We start from the raw sequence: 17,284 nt of genomic DNA on the forward strand, positions 1-17,284 counted from the left end.
ATGGGGGCTCTGACGAAAGCTGAAATGGCGGAACGTCTGTATGAAGAGCTAGGCCTGAATAAACGGGAAGCCAAGGAGTTGGTCGAACTGTTCTTCGAAGAGATCCGCCAAGCGCTGGAACTCAACGAGCAGGTCAAGCTCTCGGGGTTCGGCAACTTCGATCTGCGCGATAAGCGTCAGCGCCCCGGTCGTAATCCAAAAACGGGAGAGGAAATTCCGATCACGGCCCGCCGTGTGGTGACTTTCCGTCCAGGCCAGAAACTTAAAGCCAGGGTTGAGGCTTATGCTGGAACCAAGTCATAACGACGAATTACCTGCCATACCCGGCAAGCGGTATTTCACGATCGGCGAGGTTAGCGAACTCTGTGCGGTAAAACCGCACGTTTTGCGCTATTGGGAGCAGGAGTTCCCCCAGCTCAACCCGGTCAAGCGTCGCGGCAATCGGCGTTACTATCAGCGACAGGATGTGCTGATGATTCGCCAGATCCGTGCGCTGCTGTACGACCAGGGCTTCACCATTGGCGGAGCGCGACAGCGCCTTTCCGGGGATGAGGCCAGGGACGACACCACTCAGTACAAGCAGCTGATCAAGCAGATGATCACTGAGCTGGAGGATGTCCTGATGGTGCTTCGTAAATAGCGAGCGATCCAAAAAAGTTTCCATATTTCAGAAGCTTAGTGTATAGTTCGCGACGTTTTCGGATCAAAGAAAACAGATTAACGCCTAGTCGGGGCGTAGCGCAGCCTGGTAGCGCACTTGCATGGGGTGCAAGGGGTCGAGTGTTCGAATCACTCCGTCCCGACCATATATTTCAACGACTTAGGCCGGTAGCGAAAGCTCCGGCCTTTTTCGTGTAGGGACTTTTGCGGGACTTTCTCATCCTGCCTTCCTCCTGAGTATTGTCAGCGCCGGCCAGCGTGAGTCGGTGGCCGAAATCCTGTTGGCCTCATCGATCAGTTTTCCCAGTTCTGCCGCCGAGTAGTGACTGGTGATGCTGCCGTTCTTGTGGCCCAGCAGAGCCTTCCTATCTTCCTCCGTTACCCCTGCTGCCCGAAGCCGTCGACCGAAGGTGTGCTTCAGGTCGTGAACGCGGATCGAAGCAAATCCAAGTGGAGCCGGACGTAGAAAACGCTCCTGGAACTTCTTCGCGGCCCTGACCCTGGCCTTCTTCCATGCCGAATCGTTCATCCGGTGAACTGGAGTGGCCTTGCCGTTTCGATCGGGTTGTCCGTAAGGAAATACCCAGACCGGATCAAGCCCACGCTGTCCCTCGATGACCGACTTGGCTACGTTGTTGAGCACCACCAGCCGCTCGTCGCCGTTCTTGACCCCGGAGCTCTCATGTCGGCCACCAAAATCCGCTGGTATGAGAAACACGCTGGCGTTTAGCTCTGGAATCGGTATCTCCCAATCCCAGCGAAGCTTCACGACCTCCTGCTCGCGTGAGCCGCTGTTGACCTTATACAGGGCCATGCGGCGCAAATGATCGGGCAGTTCTGCGAAGAGAATCGACTGCTCTTCCCAGGACATCGGGTAGGGAACTCGCCTCGTTTTCTTCTCTTCCAACTTGGTGATCATCGGTACTACGTCGAGCCAGGGACGCTTCTGCTCATCACGCCATTTTCGGGCGCATAGGTTCAGGATGCGTATGACGCGCTCCAGGGCGATGTTCACAGTGCGGTGTGAAACGCCAGGCTTCAATTTGCCATCGCTGGTTCTGCTGCTCTTGAGTCGATCCCTTATGTAGGGAGCCAGGGTCTCGTCGTCGACATGAGTCAGAGGCTGGTCACCAATATACGGGTCCAACTGCCCCAGATAGATGGCCGTGAGGCCTATCGACGGCTGATCCTTGTACTCGATCAGGTAACGCGTAGCGGCCTCCCGCCAGGTTCTGATCTTGCGGACACCGTAGATCTTCTGTTCCCGGAGCTTTTCCAGCTTGTGTATCAGGTACTGCTCTGCCTCCTTCCTATCGCTTGATCCAGTGCTTTCCTGAATTCGCTGACCTCTGAAGACCTTGTCGATGTGCCAGGTCCCGTTCCTTTTGTAGAGGCCGCTAATGGTTTTTCGCGCCATGGTTCTTCTCCTTGGCGCTCGCTGCGGGAGTGATCATGTCCCTTGGCACCTTCCTTTTCAATGATGGCCCGGTCGATGTAGGCGTCTGCCCAGGCATCCAGCTCTTCGCGATCAAAGCCGATGCCTTGCACTCCAATGCGGAATTCCCGCACGTAACGCCGGACGGTTTTGTTGAATTCTGTGCGGCACATGCCGAGGTAGGCGGGAGCCGCACTGGCTCGCAGGATTCGGGGTGGGCAGGTGATCAAGCGTGCGGCTATCTGTTCAGATGATGCGGGCATGAATGTCGCCTCCTTATCGGCCCTGATCCGTGCTGCAGATGCTGTCCGCAGCTCGCTGGGCGAACAACGTGGTGGAGGGGGTTGCGGAGGGTTTGGTACAACAACCGTTTTGGCTCGGTTTGACCTGATGGATCGTGGCGAATGCGTGTCGTTGGCTGGTACGGTGATATCAGGCTTAAGGATTGATGCGTGTCTTCCGAAGAGGTATCCCAGCAACCTAGTTCCAGTCCTGGTGGCCCAGTCAGTCGTGAGGAGATGTACGCAGAGGTGTGGCGGCTTCCCATGACCAAGATCGCGGATCACCACCGTGTTTCCTCCAGCTTCTTGGCGCGCGTGTGTACCTGCATGAATGTCCCGCGGCCGCCGCGTGGGCACTGGGTAAAGCTGGCGAATGGAATACCGAGTCCTCAGCCATCCTTGCCTGAGGCTGGGCCTGGTAACCTTCAGGTTTGGCGCAGGGGAGATGCTCTTGGTGCTGTTTCTCGACCGGTACCGAAGGCGCCTGCACCGCGCGAAATCAAACCCGAACAGCTCCGCATATCGCGATCAAGGCAGCATCCTGTTGTCGTGGGGGCGTATGAGGCCTTTGAGCAGGGGCGCGTCATCGATCAGGGGTTCCTCAAGCCCGGAAGGCTGCGCCTGGTGGACGTTGTGGTGACTGAACTCTTCCTACTGCACCCCGAACAAACTGTTTGAATATACTCCGGCTGGCCTGCCGATTCTGGCCAGCGTTTTGCCTGAACTGAACCGCTTTGTGCGCGCCATCGGTTTTGGCCTCTCGGCCGCTATCGATATGGCCTTCGCCGCCGAAAACTTCCCGAAATGGCGCGAGGCGGTCAAGCGGCGCAGAAGTGAGTTCGCCTGGCGGCGCAAGACGTTATCTATGCCAATGAATTGAGCAGATGCCTAAACACCACAATCAAAACCGCGGCAGGAGCCTTTTGATGCGCTGTGTAAGCCAACGCCTTCGGGCGCTTTTTTTCGTTACGGCGTTTACATTCGGCGCCGCCGCAGTACAAGCACAAGACCAAACCAATGTTGATCAGGCCAAGCACATAGTCGATGACCAAGGTGTTCCGCAACTGTCCATTGATGGCGTCGGCAAAGTTGCCCATCCCGCCTGGACCGCGCTCTATGCGTTGGCTTATGCCGGTGTAGAGGACTATGACCCGAGCCTCGGCCTGAAAGCTGATTCGCGGAATTTCGCATCGACCATCGATTGGCTGAAGGCCAACCTCGCTCAAGACGAAAACGGGTTGTGGATATGGCCATACAACTTCGATAGCGCCTACAACGACGTTGCTATCAAGGCACCATGGAGCAGTGCGTTCGCCCAGGCGGCAGGCGTGGAGGCCTTGGTTGCTCACTGGAAACAAACCGGCGACCAACGCAGCCTCGATGCAGCAAAGAAAGCCGCTGAGTCGCTATTCGTGCCCTTAAGCAAGGGCGGCTTCCTATTTTCTTCTGGGCAGGACATCTGGTTCGAAGAGATCCCGGCGTCCGTCAGCAACCCGTCACACATCCTCAACGGCCATATGCGCGCACTGCTTGCCTTGGCCGACCTGAAGAGCGCTACTGGCGATGCGCGCTATCAGGAATGGTATGCCAAAGGCGCCGATACCCTGCTGCGCTGGTTGCCGCTGTATGACGCCGGCTATTGGCTGCGCTATGACCTGAATCCGCGTAAAGAAGAGCTGTTGTTCCGTTTGGCCAACCCCTACGGCTTTGCTAATCCGGAAGTCGCTATCGACCGCATCGTGCTGCGTGACCCGGTTTCCGGAAAGGAGTCGGTGTTGGACGTTGGCAGTGCGAATGACGCCGAAGGCGCCCTGCGTATTGCAGGCAACGACTGGGGCCAGATTGAGCAGGTTGATGGGCATTCCGTACGCCGCTTGCGCCCTGCAACCGGCGAGCGCGAGGCCGAAGGCAGTTCAGGACAGATGGTCGCGCCGTTCAGCTACTTCTATCTGACGCTGCCGGGCGAGTGGAAAGATAACCTGCGTAGGGAACGCTTTGAACTAAGTGTTGAATACCTCGATGAGCACCCAGGCAACCTTGGCGTCCAGGCTCGCTCGATTTCCGCGGCGACCGAAACCTTCAAAAGCCTGCAAGATGGCGATCTGGTTCTTTCAGGTTCCGGTATCTGGCGTAAATGGAAGATCCCGGTACAAACAAGAGACCTCGGCTACTGGGTGGGGGAGATCTATGCCCGCAAGCATTCCGAATACCTCAGCAAACTTGCCCTGCAAGATGCTCGTTTGGTGCCTTGGGCCGAGACCGCACTTGCCTACCTGCGAACGATGTTGCCAGATGCTGACTATGAAGTGGTAGCGCCTAAGAAAGTGGAACTGCCGCAACAAACCCCGATGCTGCCAATTTACTCTTTGGATAAGAACGGGGTGTTGATGCAGCACTTGGCAACAGCTAAAACGAAGTTTGACCAGAAGGGCCTGTATGACCCCGCGTCAGGGGGCGGAAAACCCGTGTATTCACCATACATTATCGCCACTCAACTTATTGACGGACCAAACACCGCAGGCAGAGTTTACTCCATGATTAAAAAAGAGAAAATTCAGCGAGCACCAGCGCTTGCTTGGTTTAAGAATAAGGCGAACAAGGTTGATCTTGACGGCGCAGTCACTTATCTCTTTCCCTTTTCCAATGTATATAACGATGTTGTAACTGCTTCTGGATGGCCGTCGGCGTTTAGCCAAGCCTATGTGCTGAAGGCGTTGGGCTATACGTATGACAATTTGGATAAAACAGCTCAAATAAAAAAGCTTGCTGCTGAGGCCGCTATTGCATATTCAGTTTCAGTAGGCAGGGGCGGAATATCAACCGTTAGCAAATCTGGCCTTCGTTACTACGAAGAGGTTCCAAATGCCACCCATGTACTAAATGCGCACCTCATTAGTGTTTCTGAGCTAGATGAGGTTTTCCGTCGATTAGGTGATGCGAGAGTAAAGTCTCTTGTCGGTGCGGGAGTTGAAACCCTCCGAGCGAAGCTTTCCAACTTCGATACAGGATATTGGTTGCGATACGACCTGAATCCGAAGAAAGAAATACATTTTCAAATAGATTGGCTGAAAGGTGATGCATCTCCGCTTATAGACAGTATTCGATTTGAGGCTCCCCAGTTTGCTAAGCAGGTAAAATTGGCAGTTGGTAGCGAGAAGGCGTTTGATGGTTCGTCACGCATTGCCGGACTTGAATGGTTGCCTGTTCAATTAGTCGATGGTCGCCAGGTAAGAGCTTATACCAATGGTTATCTTGCTCGCAAAGTTGCTGTAGAGGGTGGTACTCGTCATAACGTATATATGATAATGGAGCTTCCCGAGTCGAGGTTCAGTGATTACTTCGATGTGCGTCCGCATCGGTTGGTAGTGCGTTATAAAGACGTGGCTGCCGGCCAGTTTGTGGTCAAGGTTCAAGCGATTAACGAAGGTAATGTGTTAAGTTTTGTCCCTCTGCGTAATGCAGTTATTACTGCTGTGGGTGACCAAAAGTGGAAAGAAGCCATAGTAGAGGTTCGCCCGCAGGATATGGGTTGGTATAAGGGGGCGGATTATCAAGTCTATGAAGTTGAACAGCTTGATCGTGTTTCCAAGCTAACTGGGGACTGGTTCTTTGAACAGTACGCCCAGCGCCAGCGCTATTTCCTAAATGCTAAAGCTAGGGGGCAGTCGGTGATCGTGCAGCCGGCGTATAAATCCCCTCCGGAGCCCGTTAGGTTATCAGTTATCCAAGCCTCGCCGACATACGACGGATTCGGCTTTGAAAATGCGTTGGATGGCGACTCCAATGACGACTATGTCGCCAGCGTGGAGAACACTCCCTTGGAATACGTTGTACTGAGACTGGACAAGCCAATTTTGGCGGGTGTGCTCAAATTCCGCTGGGAGAGCCGTGCTAACTACGCCAGTAAAGTCAGGATTTTTGCTCTTGGCACTGCTGGAGCTATTACGCAGGAAATCGCGAGCGGCGAATTCAAGGACGGTGAAGATGCTGAGCTTCAATTAAAAGCTTCTAGTCAGTTTCAGTCGCTGCGGATTGAGTTTTCTTCATTTGTTGGTCAGTCCCGGTTACTTGCGCGCTTGATAACGTTAAACGCTTCGCTGTTGGGAGATTCTGAGAAGGCTGAAGTAACTAGGCATTCTTTAGCTAAAAAATCGAACGGAAGTTTTTTGGATGCCAAGACTCGCGCAATCCAATAAGTATTTTAAAGCTTCCGGTTACATTGGAATTAGAGGCATTTTCTGATACGCTCATTCATGGAGTGACTGTTGATCATCAGAAAAATTTGACGCTTGTGGAGTATGTTGATGGGTTTCAGTTGGCGTAGCCAGCTCTTCGGAGCCAGACGAAAAAATTATAGGGCGGAAAGGCGCTTGTTGTTCATTTACCAATACGCTGCTGGCTTTCACGGTGGCGCAAGGTCTTGAGGGAAGAGTCATTGGCCTTTTGACCTATCCAAAAAATTATTGGCATGCCGTCGCTGAGATTAAAGTTAAGGATAAGTGGGCGTTTTCTGGTCCGGCCTGTAATGCCTTTTATACTCTCCCTGGCTCTGAAGTGCCTTTGTGATTTCATGAGTTCAAAGAATTTTATGAAAAAGGAGTGGCGGTTGTCGTGCGTCAAGCCTCCAAGCGGGCTGGCGCTAGTGGTTATACAGGTCGTAATGTTTTTCCTCAGGCAAAGTCATTGATTGTAATTGGTCCAGATAAATCATTTTAATTTCCTCTTAAGTTTTTCCTTCCGAATCGCAGTTCGCTTGATGTTTTTGAGTTCGGCGCTGAATGGCTGGGGGCTGGGTTTATAAGCACCGCTTCGACAAATCAGCAGCAAGAGCGGGTTTTCGATGGTCTCAAGGCTGGTGTCAAATATAACTTCAAAATAACGGCGAAAAGCTTGAGCGATGATTCGGATCTCAAGAGTTTGACGTTTAACTTGCGAACAGTGATTCATGAAACTGATGAAACTGATGAGAATAATGGGGTTGGATGAGAGTTGCGTCAAAGGTTTGACTTTTAGGTGGCAAGCTGGAATTCTGGTATTTTTCATTTGTGGCAAGTGCAGTGGCGCAGAAGATAACGCTTGAGCATGGCTATCTTGGTCGGCAGTACCGGTACATGTATATGCAGAGCTATAAACTATATAAAAGCAAATTATTGAGTAAGCGAGATTTATGTGTGGAAACGGTAGGGCAGCTAGGGAAGGTCTGAAGTAGCCCGGTCTCTGCCGCCGACTTCATCCTCCGCTGATTTTAAAAGCGGGCAGTCGATCAAAATTGACTAGATAGCCCACTCATTTCTCCGCTTTTTCGCCGCCGTGAGCACCTCGCGGCAGCCATTTCCCACTTTACAGACGCACCTCTCCTGCGGTGGTCAGCAAATGTCGACGCGCCATCCACAGATTCGACAGTGCGAACAGCGTCATTAGCTGCGCGGTATTCTTGGCCAGGCCACGGAACCGCACCTTCACGTATCCGAACTGACGCTTGATCACCCGAAATGGGTGCTCGACCTTGGCGCGCACCTGCGCCTTGGCCTTTTCGATCTTGCGCTTGGCTTTGTACAGGGCACTGCGTTTATCGAGTTTCTTGTAGGTGCTACGACGAGCCGCGACCTGCCAGATGACTGCGCGGCCAGCATGCTCGGCGCGCTTTTCGACGCCGGTGTAGCCCGCATCGGCGCAGACGACGTTCTCGTCACCGTGCAGCAGCCTGTCGACCAGGGTGACATCCGCCACGTTTGCCGCCGTGCCGACCACGCTGTGCACCAGCCCTGACTCGTCATCCACGCCGATGTGGGCCTTCATGCCGAAGTAGTACTGGTTGCCTTTCTTGGTCTGGTGCATCTCCGGGTCGCGCTTGCCGTCCTTGTTCTTGGTCGAACTGGGCGCCTGGATCAACGTGGCGTCGACGATGGTGCCCTGGCGCAGCGACAGACCGCGATCACCGAGATAGCCGTTGATCACCGCCAGTATCCCGGCCGCCAGCTCGTGTTTTTCCAGCAGCCGGCGGAAGTTGAGGATGGTGGTTTCGTCCGGAATGCGCTCTAGGCTCAGCCCGGCAAACTGGCGCAGGATGGTGGTCTCGTACAGCGCCTCTTCCATGGCCGGATCGCTGTAGCCGAACCAGTTCTGCATCAGATGAATACGCAGCATGGCCAGCAGCGGGTAGGCGGGCCGGCCGCCTTCACCCTTCGGATAGCGCGGCTCAATCAGGGCAATCAGTCCCTTCCACGGCACCACCTGATCCATCTCGATCAGGAACAGTTCCTTGCGAGTTTGCTTGCGCTTGCCGGCGTACTCGGCGTCGGCGAAGGTCATCTGCTTCATGGAATAACTCGGGTGGCGGGTTCGACCTATTTCACCAGATTCAGGAAGTCTTTTTCAGAGTGTCCCTAGCTGCCCAATGATCGTTCCGTTGCCGGTCGTGCGCGGCATGGATAGGTCTGCGCGGTCTTTTGTTATACGATCGTTCAGCTGTGCAAGGGGCTGGCAGGAGTGATCGACATGAGTCAAGAAGTGCGTTTTTCTCGTTTGGAGCCAGAGTTGCGCAAGGCGCATCTGATCGAGGCCACGTTGGTGTGCCTCGAGCGCCACGGTTTCCAGGGCGCCTCGATTCGCAAGATTTGCGCCGAGGCCGGGGTGTCGGTCGGGTTGATCAATCATCACTATGCGGGAAAGGACGAACTGGTCGCCGAGGCCTACCTGGCCGTCACCGGGCGGGTGATGAGCCTGCTGCGCCAGGCTATCGACGCCGCCGCGCCGAGCCCTCGCGCGCGACTCACAGCGTTCTTTCGCGCGTCATTCTCCCCGGAAGTGCTCGATCCCAAGTTGCTCGATGCCTGGTTGGCCTTCTGGGGAGCGGTGAAGACTGCCGAGGCCATCAAGCAGGCCCACGACCAATCCTATGGCGAGTACCGGACCATTCTTGCCCAGGCCCTCGATCAGTTAGCCGAAGGAGAAGGCTGGACCGATTTCGACGCGGATCTGGCGGCCATCGGTCTCAGCGCTCTGCTGGATGGTTTGTGGCTGGAGTACGGGCTCAATCCCGCCACCTTCAGCCCGGAGCAGGGCGTGCAAATCTGTGAGGCCTGGGTCGATGGCTTGCAAGTGGGTGGTTTTCGGCGTGTCAGCTAGCGCATGGCATGCCGCTGTTGATCATCTGTTCAGTACTGGCTACATTGGCCCGGCAAAGCTACAGCGGCTTCACCCAGAATAAATTCAAGAATTGACCGCGCCGATGGCGTGGCGGGGGCAAGTTAATGGCGGCGACACCCCGTGTGCTGATCGTCGATGACGATCCGGTGATCTGCGAACTGCTCGCATCCTATCTCTTGCGTGACGGCTTCGAAGTGCACTGCGCCGAGACGGCGGAGCAGGCCGAAGCCGGCCTGCGGGAGAATCCGGTGGACCTGCTCATGCTGGATATCCGCCTGCCGGGCAAGGATGGCTTGACCCTCACCCGTGAGCTGCGTGTGCGCTCGGAGCTGGGCATCATCCTGATCACCGGGCGGGATGACGAGATCGACCGTATCGTCGGCCTGGAATGCGGCGCCGACGACTACGTGGTCAAACCGTTCAACCCGCGCGAGCTGGTGTCGAAGGCCAAGAACCTGGTGCGTCGAGTACGCCACGCCCAGGCGATGCAGCCGCCTATGGAAGCGCGCCAGCTGAAGTATTTCGGCGACTGGACCCTGGACGTGGATCGGCGCCGACTGGTGGCGGCCGGCGGCAGTGAGTACCTGCTGACCCAGGGCGAGTTCCAGTTGCTCAGTGTCCTGTTGCGCAATGCCGGCCACACCCTCAGCCGCGACCAGTTGATGGACCAGATCCGCAACCGGGAATGGTTGCCGAATGACCGATCCATCGATGTGCTGGTCGGACGACTGCGGCGCAAGCTCCAGGATGATCCGGCCGATCCGCAGCTGATCCATACCATCCACGGTGCCGGCTATCTGTTCAGCGCCGCAGTCACCAGCCAGCCATGAGCCCGCTCTGGCCTGTGGCGGTGCTGTTGGCCGGGATCAGCCTGAGCGCCGCCGGTCTGGCGGCCCCCGCTGCGGTGCGCTACTGCGACCATCCGGTGTATCCACCGATTTCCTGGAGTGACGCCCACGGTGAGGTCCATGGTGTCGCGCCATGGGCGGTACGGGAGGTCATCGGCGGCCTGGGGCTGCCGCTCGAGGTGGTGGTGCTGGGCAACTGGAAGCGCTGCCTGAGCGATGCCGCCGAAGGGCGGGTCGATCTGGTGATCGCCTACCGTTCCGCCGAGCGCGAGCGCAGCCTGCTGTTCAGTCGGGTGCCCCTGCTGCGCGAAGAGGTTTCGCTGTTCTACAACAGGCGCAGGCCCCTGGTGGTCGATCGACTGGAGGATCTGGCGGGCTATCGCGGCGGGCTGCTGCTCGGCGAGAGCTATGGTCAGGCGTTCGACGCCTTCGTCGAGAGCAATGGCAATGTCGAGTGGGTGGCCAGTAATCAACAGAATTTCGGCAAGCTGATCCGCGGGCGGATCGACTTCATCGCCCATGAGCGGCGCACCGGCAAGCTGTATCTGGAGCACCTGCCGGGTGCCGAACAGATCGAGGTCCTGCCGCTGACCCTGGCGGTCGACCACCTGTATTTCGCCGTCTCCAAGCATTCGCCGCTGGCGGCGCGAATGGCGGAGATCGATCGCCAACTGCAGCGCCTAGTAGCCGGAGATCGCATCGCTCACTGGTTGCGCGAGAGCGAGCAGGCGTACCGGGCATTGCAGGCGCAGGCGGACGGGCAGCCTTGAAGTCCTGGGCGGTGTCGCCGACAGGTGCGCTGTCGCGTCGTCTGTTGCGCTTCGTCCTGTTGTTCAGTCTGTGCTTCACCCTGCTGGCCAGCGCGCTGCAGATGCATTTCGACTACCGCCGCGAGATGCAGGGTATCGCCTCGCGCCTGGACCTGATTCGCAGTGGCTACCAGGCGAGCATCGAGCGCAGCCTGTGGGATCTCAACCTGGCGCAGCTGGATGTGCAGTTGCGCGGCCTGGCGGATTTTCCCGATATCGCCTGGGTGCATCTGCGCAGCGCCGATTTCGACTTGCTGCAAGGGCAAAGGCTGGCCGCCGATGGCGCGCGCGTTGAACATTTCGCCCTCAGCTACCGAGTCGGTGGTGACGAGCCGCGGGCGCTCGGTACGCTGGAGGTGGGCGTCGACGTGGCGGCGGTGCACCGTCGCCTGTATGCCAGCGGCTTGACCGGCCTGTTGTGGATGGGGCTGTTCATCTGCGGCCTGGCCATCACCCTGTCCTGGCTGTTTCACCGCCTGGTCACTCGCCATCTGCTTGCCATGGCGGCCTTTTCCCAGCGCCTCGCCGGTGGTGACTGGCAGGCCCCGCTGAGTCTGGAGAAGGGCGCCGGTGCGCAAGAGGACGAGATCGACGCGGTGGCTCACGCCCTGGACGAAATGCGCCAGGCGATAGTCGAGGACATGCACCGGCGCGAGGCCGACCGCCTGGCCCTGCAGGACAAGAAGGAGGAACTGCAGGAGATGGTCGAGCAGCGCACCGCCAGCCTGCACAGCGCCAAGGAGGAAGCCGAGGCTGCCAACCTGGCCAAGTCGCGCTTCCTGGCGACCATGAGCCATGAGCTGCGCACGCCGCTGAACGGCATTCTCGGCATGGCCGAACTGCTGCGCGAGGCTCCCCTGGATGCGCTTGGTCGGCGCCGGCTGCAGGCCTTGCACAAGGCGGGCGATGGGTTGCTGGCGCTGATCGACGACCTGCTGGACTTCGCCAAGCTGGAGGAGGGCGAGGCCAGCGCCGAGGTCGTGCCGTTTTCCCTGCGCCAGCTGGCCGATGAGGTGCTCACCCTGCTCGAGCCCCGAGCCCAGGCCAATGCTACTCGGCTGGTGCATCACCTCGACCCAGCGCTGTGCGACTGCCTTCGGGGGCCTGAGCAGTTCCTGCGCCAAGTGTTGACCAACCTGCTGGCCAACGCCATCAAGTTCACCCAGGCCGGCCAGGTGCAATTGCGCGTGGAACTGCTGGGGCAGGCGCCCGGGCGCCAGCTCCTGCGCATCGAGGTGCAGGACAGCGGAATCGGCATTCCCGAAGCGGTGCAGGCGCGGATCTTCGAGCGTTTCGTCCAGGCCGACGAACAGGTGGCCCGCCGCTATGGCGGCGCCGGCCTCGGCTTGGCGATCTGCAAGCGCCTGGTGCAGAGCATGGGGGGCGAGATCCAGCTGCACAGCCGCGAAGGGCAGGGCAGCCGTTTCTGGTTCGATGTCTGGCTGCAGCAGGCGCCGTCGCAGGCGCCCGTAGCCGATTCGCCCGAGCAGGCGGCCCCGGCAACGCGCCATGTGCTGGTGGTGGAGGACGTCGAGCTGAACCGCGAGGTAGCCCAAGGCCTGCTGGAGCGCGAGGGGCACCGGGTAAGCCTGGCGGAAAACGGCGAGCAGGCCCTGCGTCAGTGCCAGGCAATGACCTTCGACCTGATCCTGCTCGATGTGCAGTTGCCCGGGATGGACGGCGTCGAGCTGTGCCAGCGGATTCGCCAGGACGCGCTGGGGCTTAACCGGGACACCCCGGTGTTCGCCTTTACCGCCAGCCTGCAGCCGGCCATGGTGCAGGGCTACTTGGCGGCCGGCATGCTCGGGGTGATCGCCAAGCCGATCCAGCTGCCGGCCCTGCGCCAGGCACTGGCCGGCTTGCATACCCGCAGTGCGCCTGCGGAAGCAGACGAGGCGCTGCTCGATCGCCATGTGCTGCGCGCTCACGGCGAAGCGCTGGGTGTCGGCAAGCTTGCGCGGCTGTTGCAACTGCTGCAGGACAACTTGCAGCAGCAGGGCGACGGCCTGCTCGAGGCGCAGCGGACGCTGGACTACCCCGAGATCACCCGTCGTGCCCACCGCCTGGCCGGTGCCAGCGAGTCGCTCGGCGGACGGCAGTTGGCGCAACTGCTGCGGCATATCGAGGTGGCGGGGGAGGATCAGGACCCGGCGCGCTGCCTGGCGTTGGTCGGGCCGCTGCGCCAGGGCCTCGCCGAGACCCGGCAGGCGATCGGGCAGGCCCTGGCTGAGCTGGCGACCTTGTAACAGCCGCGTTACCACTTCTTACATCTTCTTTCCTCGCGTTCAACGGGGGCTTACATCGGTTGCCAATAATCGAGGCGGGACCGGGCGCTGGACCCGGTCAAACCTTGGTTCTTGGGAGACAACAACAATGAAGCTCCGCAAACTTTCGGTTCTGGACGCGCTGCTGGTTGGCGCCGTCCTGCTGGCGTTGATCGCCGGCTCACTGAGCCTGTTCGATGATCCGATGTCCGGCCCCCTGCAGCTCGCGCTGATCATGGTCGGCTGCTTCGCCGCGCTGATCGGCATGAAGAATGGCGTCACTTGGAACGAGCTGGAAAGCGAGATCACCGCCACCAATGCCAAGACCGTGGCGCCGATCTTCATCTTCCTGTCGATCGGCGTGCTGATCGGCGCCTTCATCATCGCCGGCACGGTGCCGACCCTGCTGTACGCCGGCCTCAGCCTGCTGTCGCCGGCGTTCTTCTACCCGCTGGCCTGCCTGATCTGCGCCATCGTGTCGATCTGCATCGGCTCCTCCTGGACCACCGCCGCAACCATCGGCGTGGGCCTGATGGGCACCGCCCATGGCTTCGGTCTGTCGGCCGAAATCACCGCCGGTGCGGTGGTGGCCGGTGCCTACTTCGGCGACAAGATGTCGCCCCTGTCGGAGACCACTAACCTGGCGCCCGCGGTGGCGGGGTCCGAACTGTTCGCTCATATTCGTCACATGGCCTGGGTGTCCGTGCCCAGCTTCCTGATCGCCCTGACGCTGTTTGCCATCCTGGCGCTGAATGCCGACCTGCAGGGCGAGGCGGTGTCCAATGTCGGCGAGCTCAAGGCGCAGCTGGCGAGTTCGTTCAACATCGCCTGGTACAACCTGATACCGCTGCTGGCCCTGCTCGGTTTGTCGGTGCGCAAGGTGCCGGCCTTCCCGGCGATCATGTTGTGCAGTGCCCTGGCCTGTGTGTTCGCGGTGCTGTTCCAGGCGCCGGTGATCGCCCGTTTCATGGCCGATAGCGGGCAGAGTGGTGCGCTCATGGTGGTCAAGGCGCTGTGGACGGTGATGGCCACCGGCTTCGTCTCGAACAGCGGCAACGAGGTGGTCGACAGCCTGCTGAGTCGTGGCGGCATGGCCGGCATGGTGTTCATGGCCTTCCTGGTGTTCTGCTCGATGATGATGACCGCGGTGCTCGAGCGCATCGGCTTTATCCGCTTCCTGCTGGGGTTGATCGTGCGTGGCGTGCACTCGGTCGGCGCGCTGATCGGCGCGACCCTGGCCACCAGCATCGGCGTCAACGTGCTGACCGGCGACCAGTACCTGTCCCTGGTGCTGCCGGGGCAGATGTGGAAGGAGGAGTACCGCCTGCGCGGCCTGGCCGCGGTCAACCTGTCGCGCACCATCGAGGATGGCGGCACGGTGACCTCCGCGCTGATCCCCTGGAACGCCTGCGCCGTGTATATGGCCGCGACACTGGGCGTGGCTACCCTGTCCTACGCGCCCTTCGCCTTATTCAACTGGATCAACCCGCTGATCGCCCTGATCTATGGCATCTGCTGCATCAAGATCCTGCCGCTCGCCACCCAGGAGTCGGCCCCGCAGTCGCAGTCCAAGCCGATAGGGCCGCTGGCCAACGCCGGCTGACCAGGCACCCCAGCGTTATGCAGAAAAAGCCCGACCAGTTCTGGTCGGGCTTTTTTGTGCCCTGTAAGCAGTTGTGCGGAGTTGTAACAGCTCTCTGGGATGTCTTAAAAAAGCTAATAAAAACAGATAGATAGAATTATTAGTCGTGGATTGGCCTGGATTGCAACGCTACTGAACAAGTGTTTAGTATTGCCTCGCAGAGAGGACGAACAGCTCGTCATGGCCAACAGAACAAGAAGTCGAGGAACCCTATGAGCACTAGATCGAGTCTGCTGACGCGGGTGGAGGGCGGTACCGCCTGGGTCACCCTGAATCGCCCCGAGCAGCGCAACGCGCTGGACATCCCCACGCTCAAGGCATTGCACGCGCTGCTGGACGAACTGAATGACGCGCCCGAGGTGCGGGTGCTGGTGCTCGGCGCCGTCGGCAAGAGCTTCTGTGCCGGTGCCGACCTGGCCGAGTGGGCCGCGGCCGAGGCCCGTGGCGAGCTGGAAAGCTATGGCTGGACCGAGACCGCCCACGCCCTGATGGCGCGCTTGCACGGCTTCGACAAACCCAGCATCGCCGCCATCAATGGCAGCGCCGTCGGCGCCGGCATGGACCTGGCGCTGTGCTGCGACTTCCGCATTGCCGCTCAGTCGGCGCGCTTCAAGGCCGGCTACACCAGCATGGCCTATGCGCCGGATGCCGGCGCCAGCTGGCACCTGCCGCGGCTGATCGGCAGCGAACAGGCCAAGCGCCTGCTGTTCCTCGATGAACTCTGGGGCGCCGAGCGCGCCCTGGCGGTCGGTCTGGTTGGTGAGGTCTGCGCCGACGAGCAACTGCCCCAGGTAGTCGACGCCCTGGCCGCGCGCCTGGCTGTCGGCCCGACCTTCGCCTTCGCCCAGACCAAGCGCCTGATGCGCGAGGGCGCGCAGCGCAGCCTGGGCGCACAGCTCGAAGCCGAGTTGGCCGCCGGCTTGCTCTGCGGGCGCAGCGCCGACGGCGCCGAGGCCCTGCGCGCTGCCATGGAAAAACGTGTCCCCCTGTTTATCGGTCGCTAAGCGCCGTCTGCCCACCTAGGAAATAGCCATGAACTTCCAATTGAGCCAAGAACAAGAAATGCTGGTCGAGGCGGTGCGCAGCTTCGTCGAGAAGGAATTGCTGCCCCATGAGGAAGCCGTCGATCGCGCCGACGCGGTATCCCCGGAGCTGGCCGCGCAGATTCGCGGCAAGGCCATCGCCGCCGGTTTCTACGCCTTCAACATGCCGGAGGAGGTGGGCGGCGGCGGCCTCGACTACCTGACTCAGGCGCTGATCGAACGCGAGCTGTCCAAGGTGTCCTGGGCCCTGCAGGTGTTCGTCGCGCGGCCGTCGAAGATTCTCATGGCGTGCAAGGGCGAGCAGATCGAGGAGTACCTGCTGCCCTGCATCCAGGGCGAGAAGATCGATTGCTTCGCCCTCACCGAGCCGGGTGCCGGCTCCGACGCCAACTCCATCAAGACCCGCGCGGTGCGCGACGGCGAAGACTTTCTGCTCAATGGCAGCAAACACTTCATCAGCCATGCCGGGCATGCCGACTTCGCCATCGTCTTCGCCGTGACCGACAGCTATGAACGCAATGGCAAGAAGCGCAATGCCGTGACGGCGTTTCTGGTCGACCGCGACACCCCGGGGCTGACCATTCGCCGCGGGCCCAAGTGCGTAAGCAACCGTGGCTACCACACCTACGAGCTGTTCTTCGATGACTGCCGGGTTCCCGCGAGCAAGGTGCTGGGCGAAGTGGACAAGGGCTGGGAAGTGGCCAATGCGTGGCTGACTGCGGGGCGGGTGATGGTCGCCGCCAACTGCGTGGGACAGGCCCAGCGCGCCATGGACCTGGCGCTGCAATGGGCCGCCGACCGGCGCCAGTTTGGCCAGCCGATCGGCAGCTACCAGGGGGTGTCGTTCAAGCTGGCCGACATGGCCACGCAGATCAGCGCCGCCGAGCTGCTGACCCTGCACACGGCCTGGAAGATGGACCAGGGCAGCATGACCGACGGCGACGCCGGCATGGCCAAGCTGCTGGCCAGCGAAGTGCTGGGCAAGGTGGTCGACGAGACGGTGCAGATCTTCGGCGGCATGGGCCTGATGGACGAAGGACCGGTGGAGCGCATCTGGCGCAATGCGCGGATCGAGCGGATCTGGGAAGGCACCTCGGAGATTCAGCGGCACATCATTTCGCGCGAGCTGTTGCGTCCGCTGTTGCGCTGAGGA

The 17,284-nt window shown here is 59.5% G+C and carries 15 protein-coding genes and 1 tRNA gene; 13 read left to right on the forward strand and 3 right to left on the reverse strand.

Features of this window, described 5'->3' with window-relative positions; translation table 11 throughout:
• The 3 genes from ihfA (at position 1) to LPB260_RS14760 (ending at position 806) form a co-directional block, all read left to right on the forward strand.
• Entirely contained in the window at positions 1-303 is a 303-nt protein-coding gene (ihfA, locus tag LPB260_RS14750) for an integration host factor subunit alpha (protein WP_003243414.1), read from the forward strand.
• Positions 284-640: a MerR family transcriptional regulator gene (locus LPB260_RS14755; protein WP_208709890.1), complete on the forward strand. Its 357-nt coding sequence runs from the start codon at positions 284-286 to the stop codon at positions 638-640. Before ihfA ends, LPB260_RS14755 begins: the two co-directional genes overlap by 20 nt.
• Before the next feature lie 89 nt (positions 641-729).
• Positions 730-806: transfer RNA gene (locus tag LPB260_RS14760), tRNA-Pro, on the forward strand.
• Between the two features lie 71 nt (positions 807-877).
• Here the strand turns inward: LPB260_RS14760 and LPB260_RS14765 are convergent.
• Positions 878-2,077 carry a tyrosine-type recombinase/integrase gene (locus LPB260_RS14765; protein ID WP_208709892.1) on the reverse strand — a complete coding sequence of 400 codons (1,200 nt, stop codon included), beginning with the start codon at positions 2,075-2,077 and terminating at the stop codon, positions 878-880.
• A gap of 35 nt (positions 2,078-2,112) precedes the next feature.
• On the opposite strand from LPB260_RS14765, the gene LPB260_RS14770 reads away from it, so the two are divergent.
• From LPB260_RS14770 to LPB260_RS14780, 3 genes are all read left to right on the forward strand, one after another.
• Positions 2,113-2,349, forward strand: a complete 237-nt coding sequence (locus tag LPB260_RS14770) for a hypothetical protein (protein WP_208709894.1) — start codon at positions 2,113-2,115, stop codon at positions 2,347-2,349.
• Between the two features lie 742 nt (positions 2,350-3,091).
• Positions 3,092-3,256 (forward strand): hypothetical protein, encoded by a 165-nt coding sequence (locus LPB260_RS14775; RefSeq protein ID WP_208709896.1) that lies wholly within the window; start codon positions 3,092-3,094, stop codon positions 3,254-3,256.
• Between the two features lie 4 nt (positions 3,257-3,260).
• Complete coding sequence (locus LPB260_RS14780; protein ID WP_208709898.1) at positions 3,261-6,572, forward strand: D-glucuronyl C5-epimerase family protein; 3,312 nt, start codon at positions 3,261-3,263, stop codon at positions 6,570-6,572.
• 511 nt (positions 6,573-7,083) lie between these two features.
• On the opposite strand, the gene LPB260_RS14785 is transcribed toward LPB260_RS14780, so the two are convergent.
• Positions 7,084-7,419, reverse strand: coding sequence for a hypothetical protein (locus tag LPB260_RS14785; RefSeq protein ID WP_208709900.1), 336 nt, complete (start codon positions 7,417-7,419; stop codon positions 7,084-7,086).
• Positions 7,420-7,716: 297 nt separating this feature from the next.
• A complete protein-coding gene (locus LPB260_RS14790) occupies positions 7,717-8,697 on the reverse strand; it encodes an IS5 family transposase (RefSeq protein ID WP_208709902.1) in 981 nt (326 codons plus the stop codon).
• Between the two features lie 177 nt (positions 8,698-8,874).
• Here LPB260_RS14790 and LPB260_RS14795 point away from each other — a divergent pair, with 177 nt between their 5' ends.
• The 7 genes from LPB260_RS14795 (at position 8,875) to LPB260_RS14825 (ending at position 17,281) form a co-directional block, all read left to right on the forward strand.
• Positions 8,875-9,504, forward strand: coding sequence for a TetR family transcriptional regulator C-terminal domain-containing protein (locus LPB260_RS14795; RefSeq protein WP_208709904.1), 630 nt, complete (start codon positions 8,875-8,877; stop codon positions 9,502-9,504).
• Positions 9,505-9,629: 125 nt separating this feature from the next.
• Entirely contained in the window at positions 9,630-10,355 is a 726-nt protein-coding gene (locus LPB260_RS14800) for a response regulator transcription factor (protein ID WP_208709905.1), read from the forward strand.
• Positions 10,352-11,143: an ABC transporter substrate-binding protein gene (locus LPB260_RS14805; RefSeq protein ID WP_208709907.1), complete on the forward strand. Its 792-nt coding sequence runs from the start codon at positions 10,352-10,354 to the stop codon at positions 11,141-11,143. The genes LPB260_RS14800 and LPB260_RS14805 overlap by 4 nt, the downstream gene beginning before the upstream one ends.
• On the forward strand, positions 11,140-13,428 hold the full coding sequence (locus tag LPB260_RS14810) for an ATP-binding protein (RefSeq protein WP_256625425.1): 2,289 nt from the start codon (positions 11,140-11,142) through the stop codon (positions 13,426-13,428). Before LPB260_RS14805 ends, LPB260_RS14810 begins: the two co-directional genes overlap by 4 nt.
• Positions 13,429-13,555: 127 nt before the next feature.
• On the forward strand, positions 13,556-15,049 hold the full coding sequence (nhaC, locus tag LPB260_RS14815) for a Na+/H+ antiporter NhaC (protein WP_208709909.1): 1,494 nt from the start codon (positions 13,556-13,558) through the stop codon (positions 15,047-15,049).
• A 251-nt stretch (positions 15,050-15,300) separates the two neighbouring features.
• Positions 15,301-16,092: an enoyl-CoA hydratase/isomerase family protein gene (locus tag LPB260_RS14820; protein ID WP_208709911.1), complete on the forward strand. Its 792-nt coding sequence runs from the start codon at positions 15,301-15,303 to the stop codon at positions 16,090-16,092.
• A gap of 28 nt (positions 16,093-16,120) precedes the next feature.
• A complete protein-coding gene (locus tag LPB260_RS14825) occupies positions 16,121-17,281 on the forward strand; it encodes an acyl-CoA dehydrogenase family protein (protein WP_208709913.1) in 1,161 nt (386 codons plus the stop codon).
• Positions 17,282-17,284: the final 3 nt, after the last annotated feature.

This window comes from Pseudomonas sp. LPB0260 (assembly GCF_013388395.1).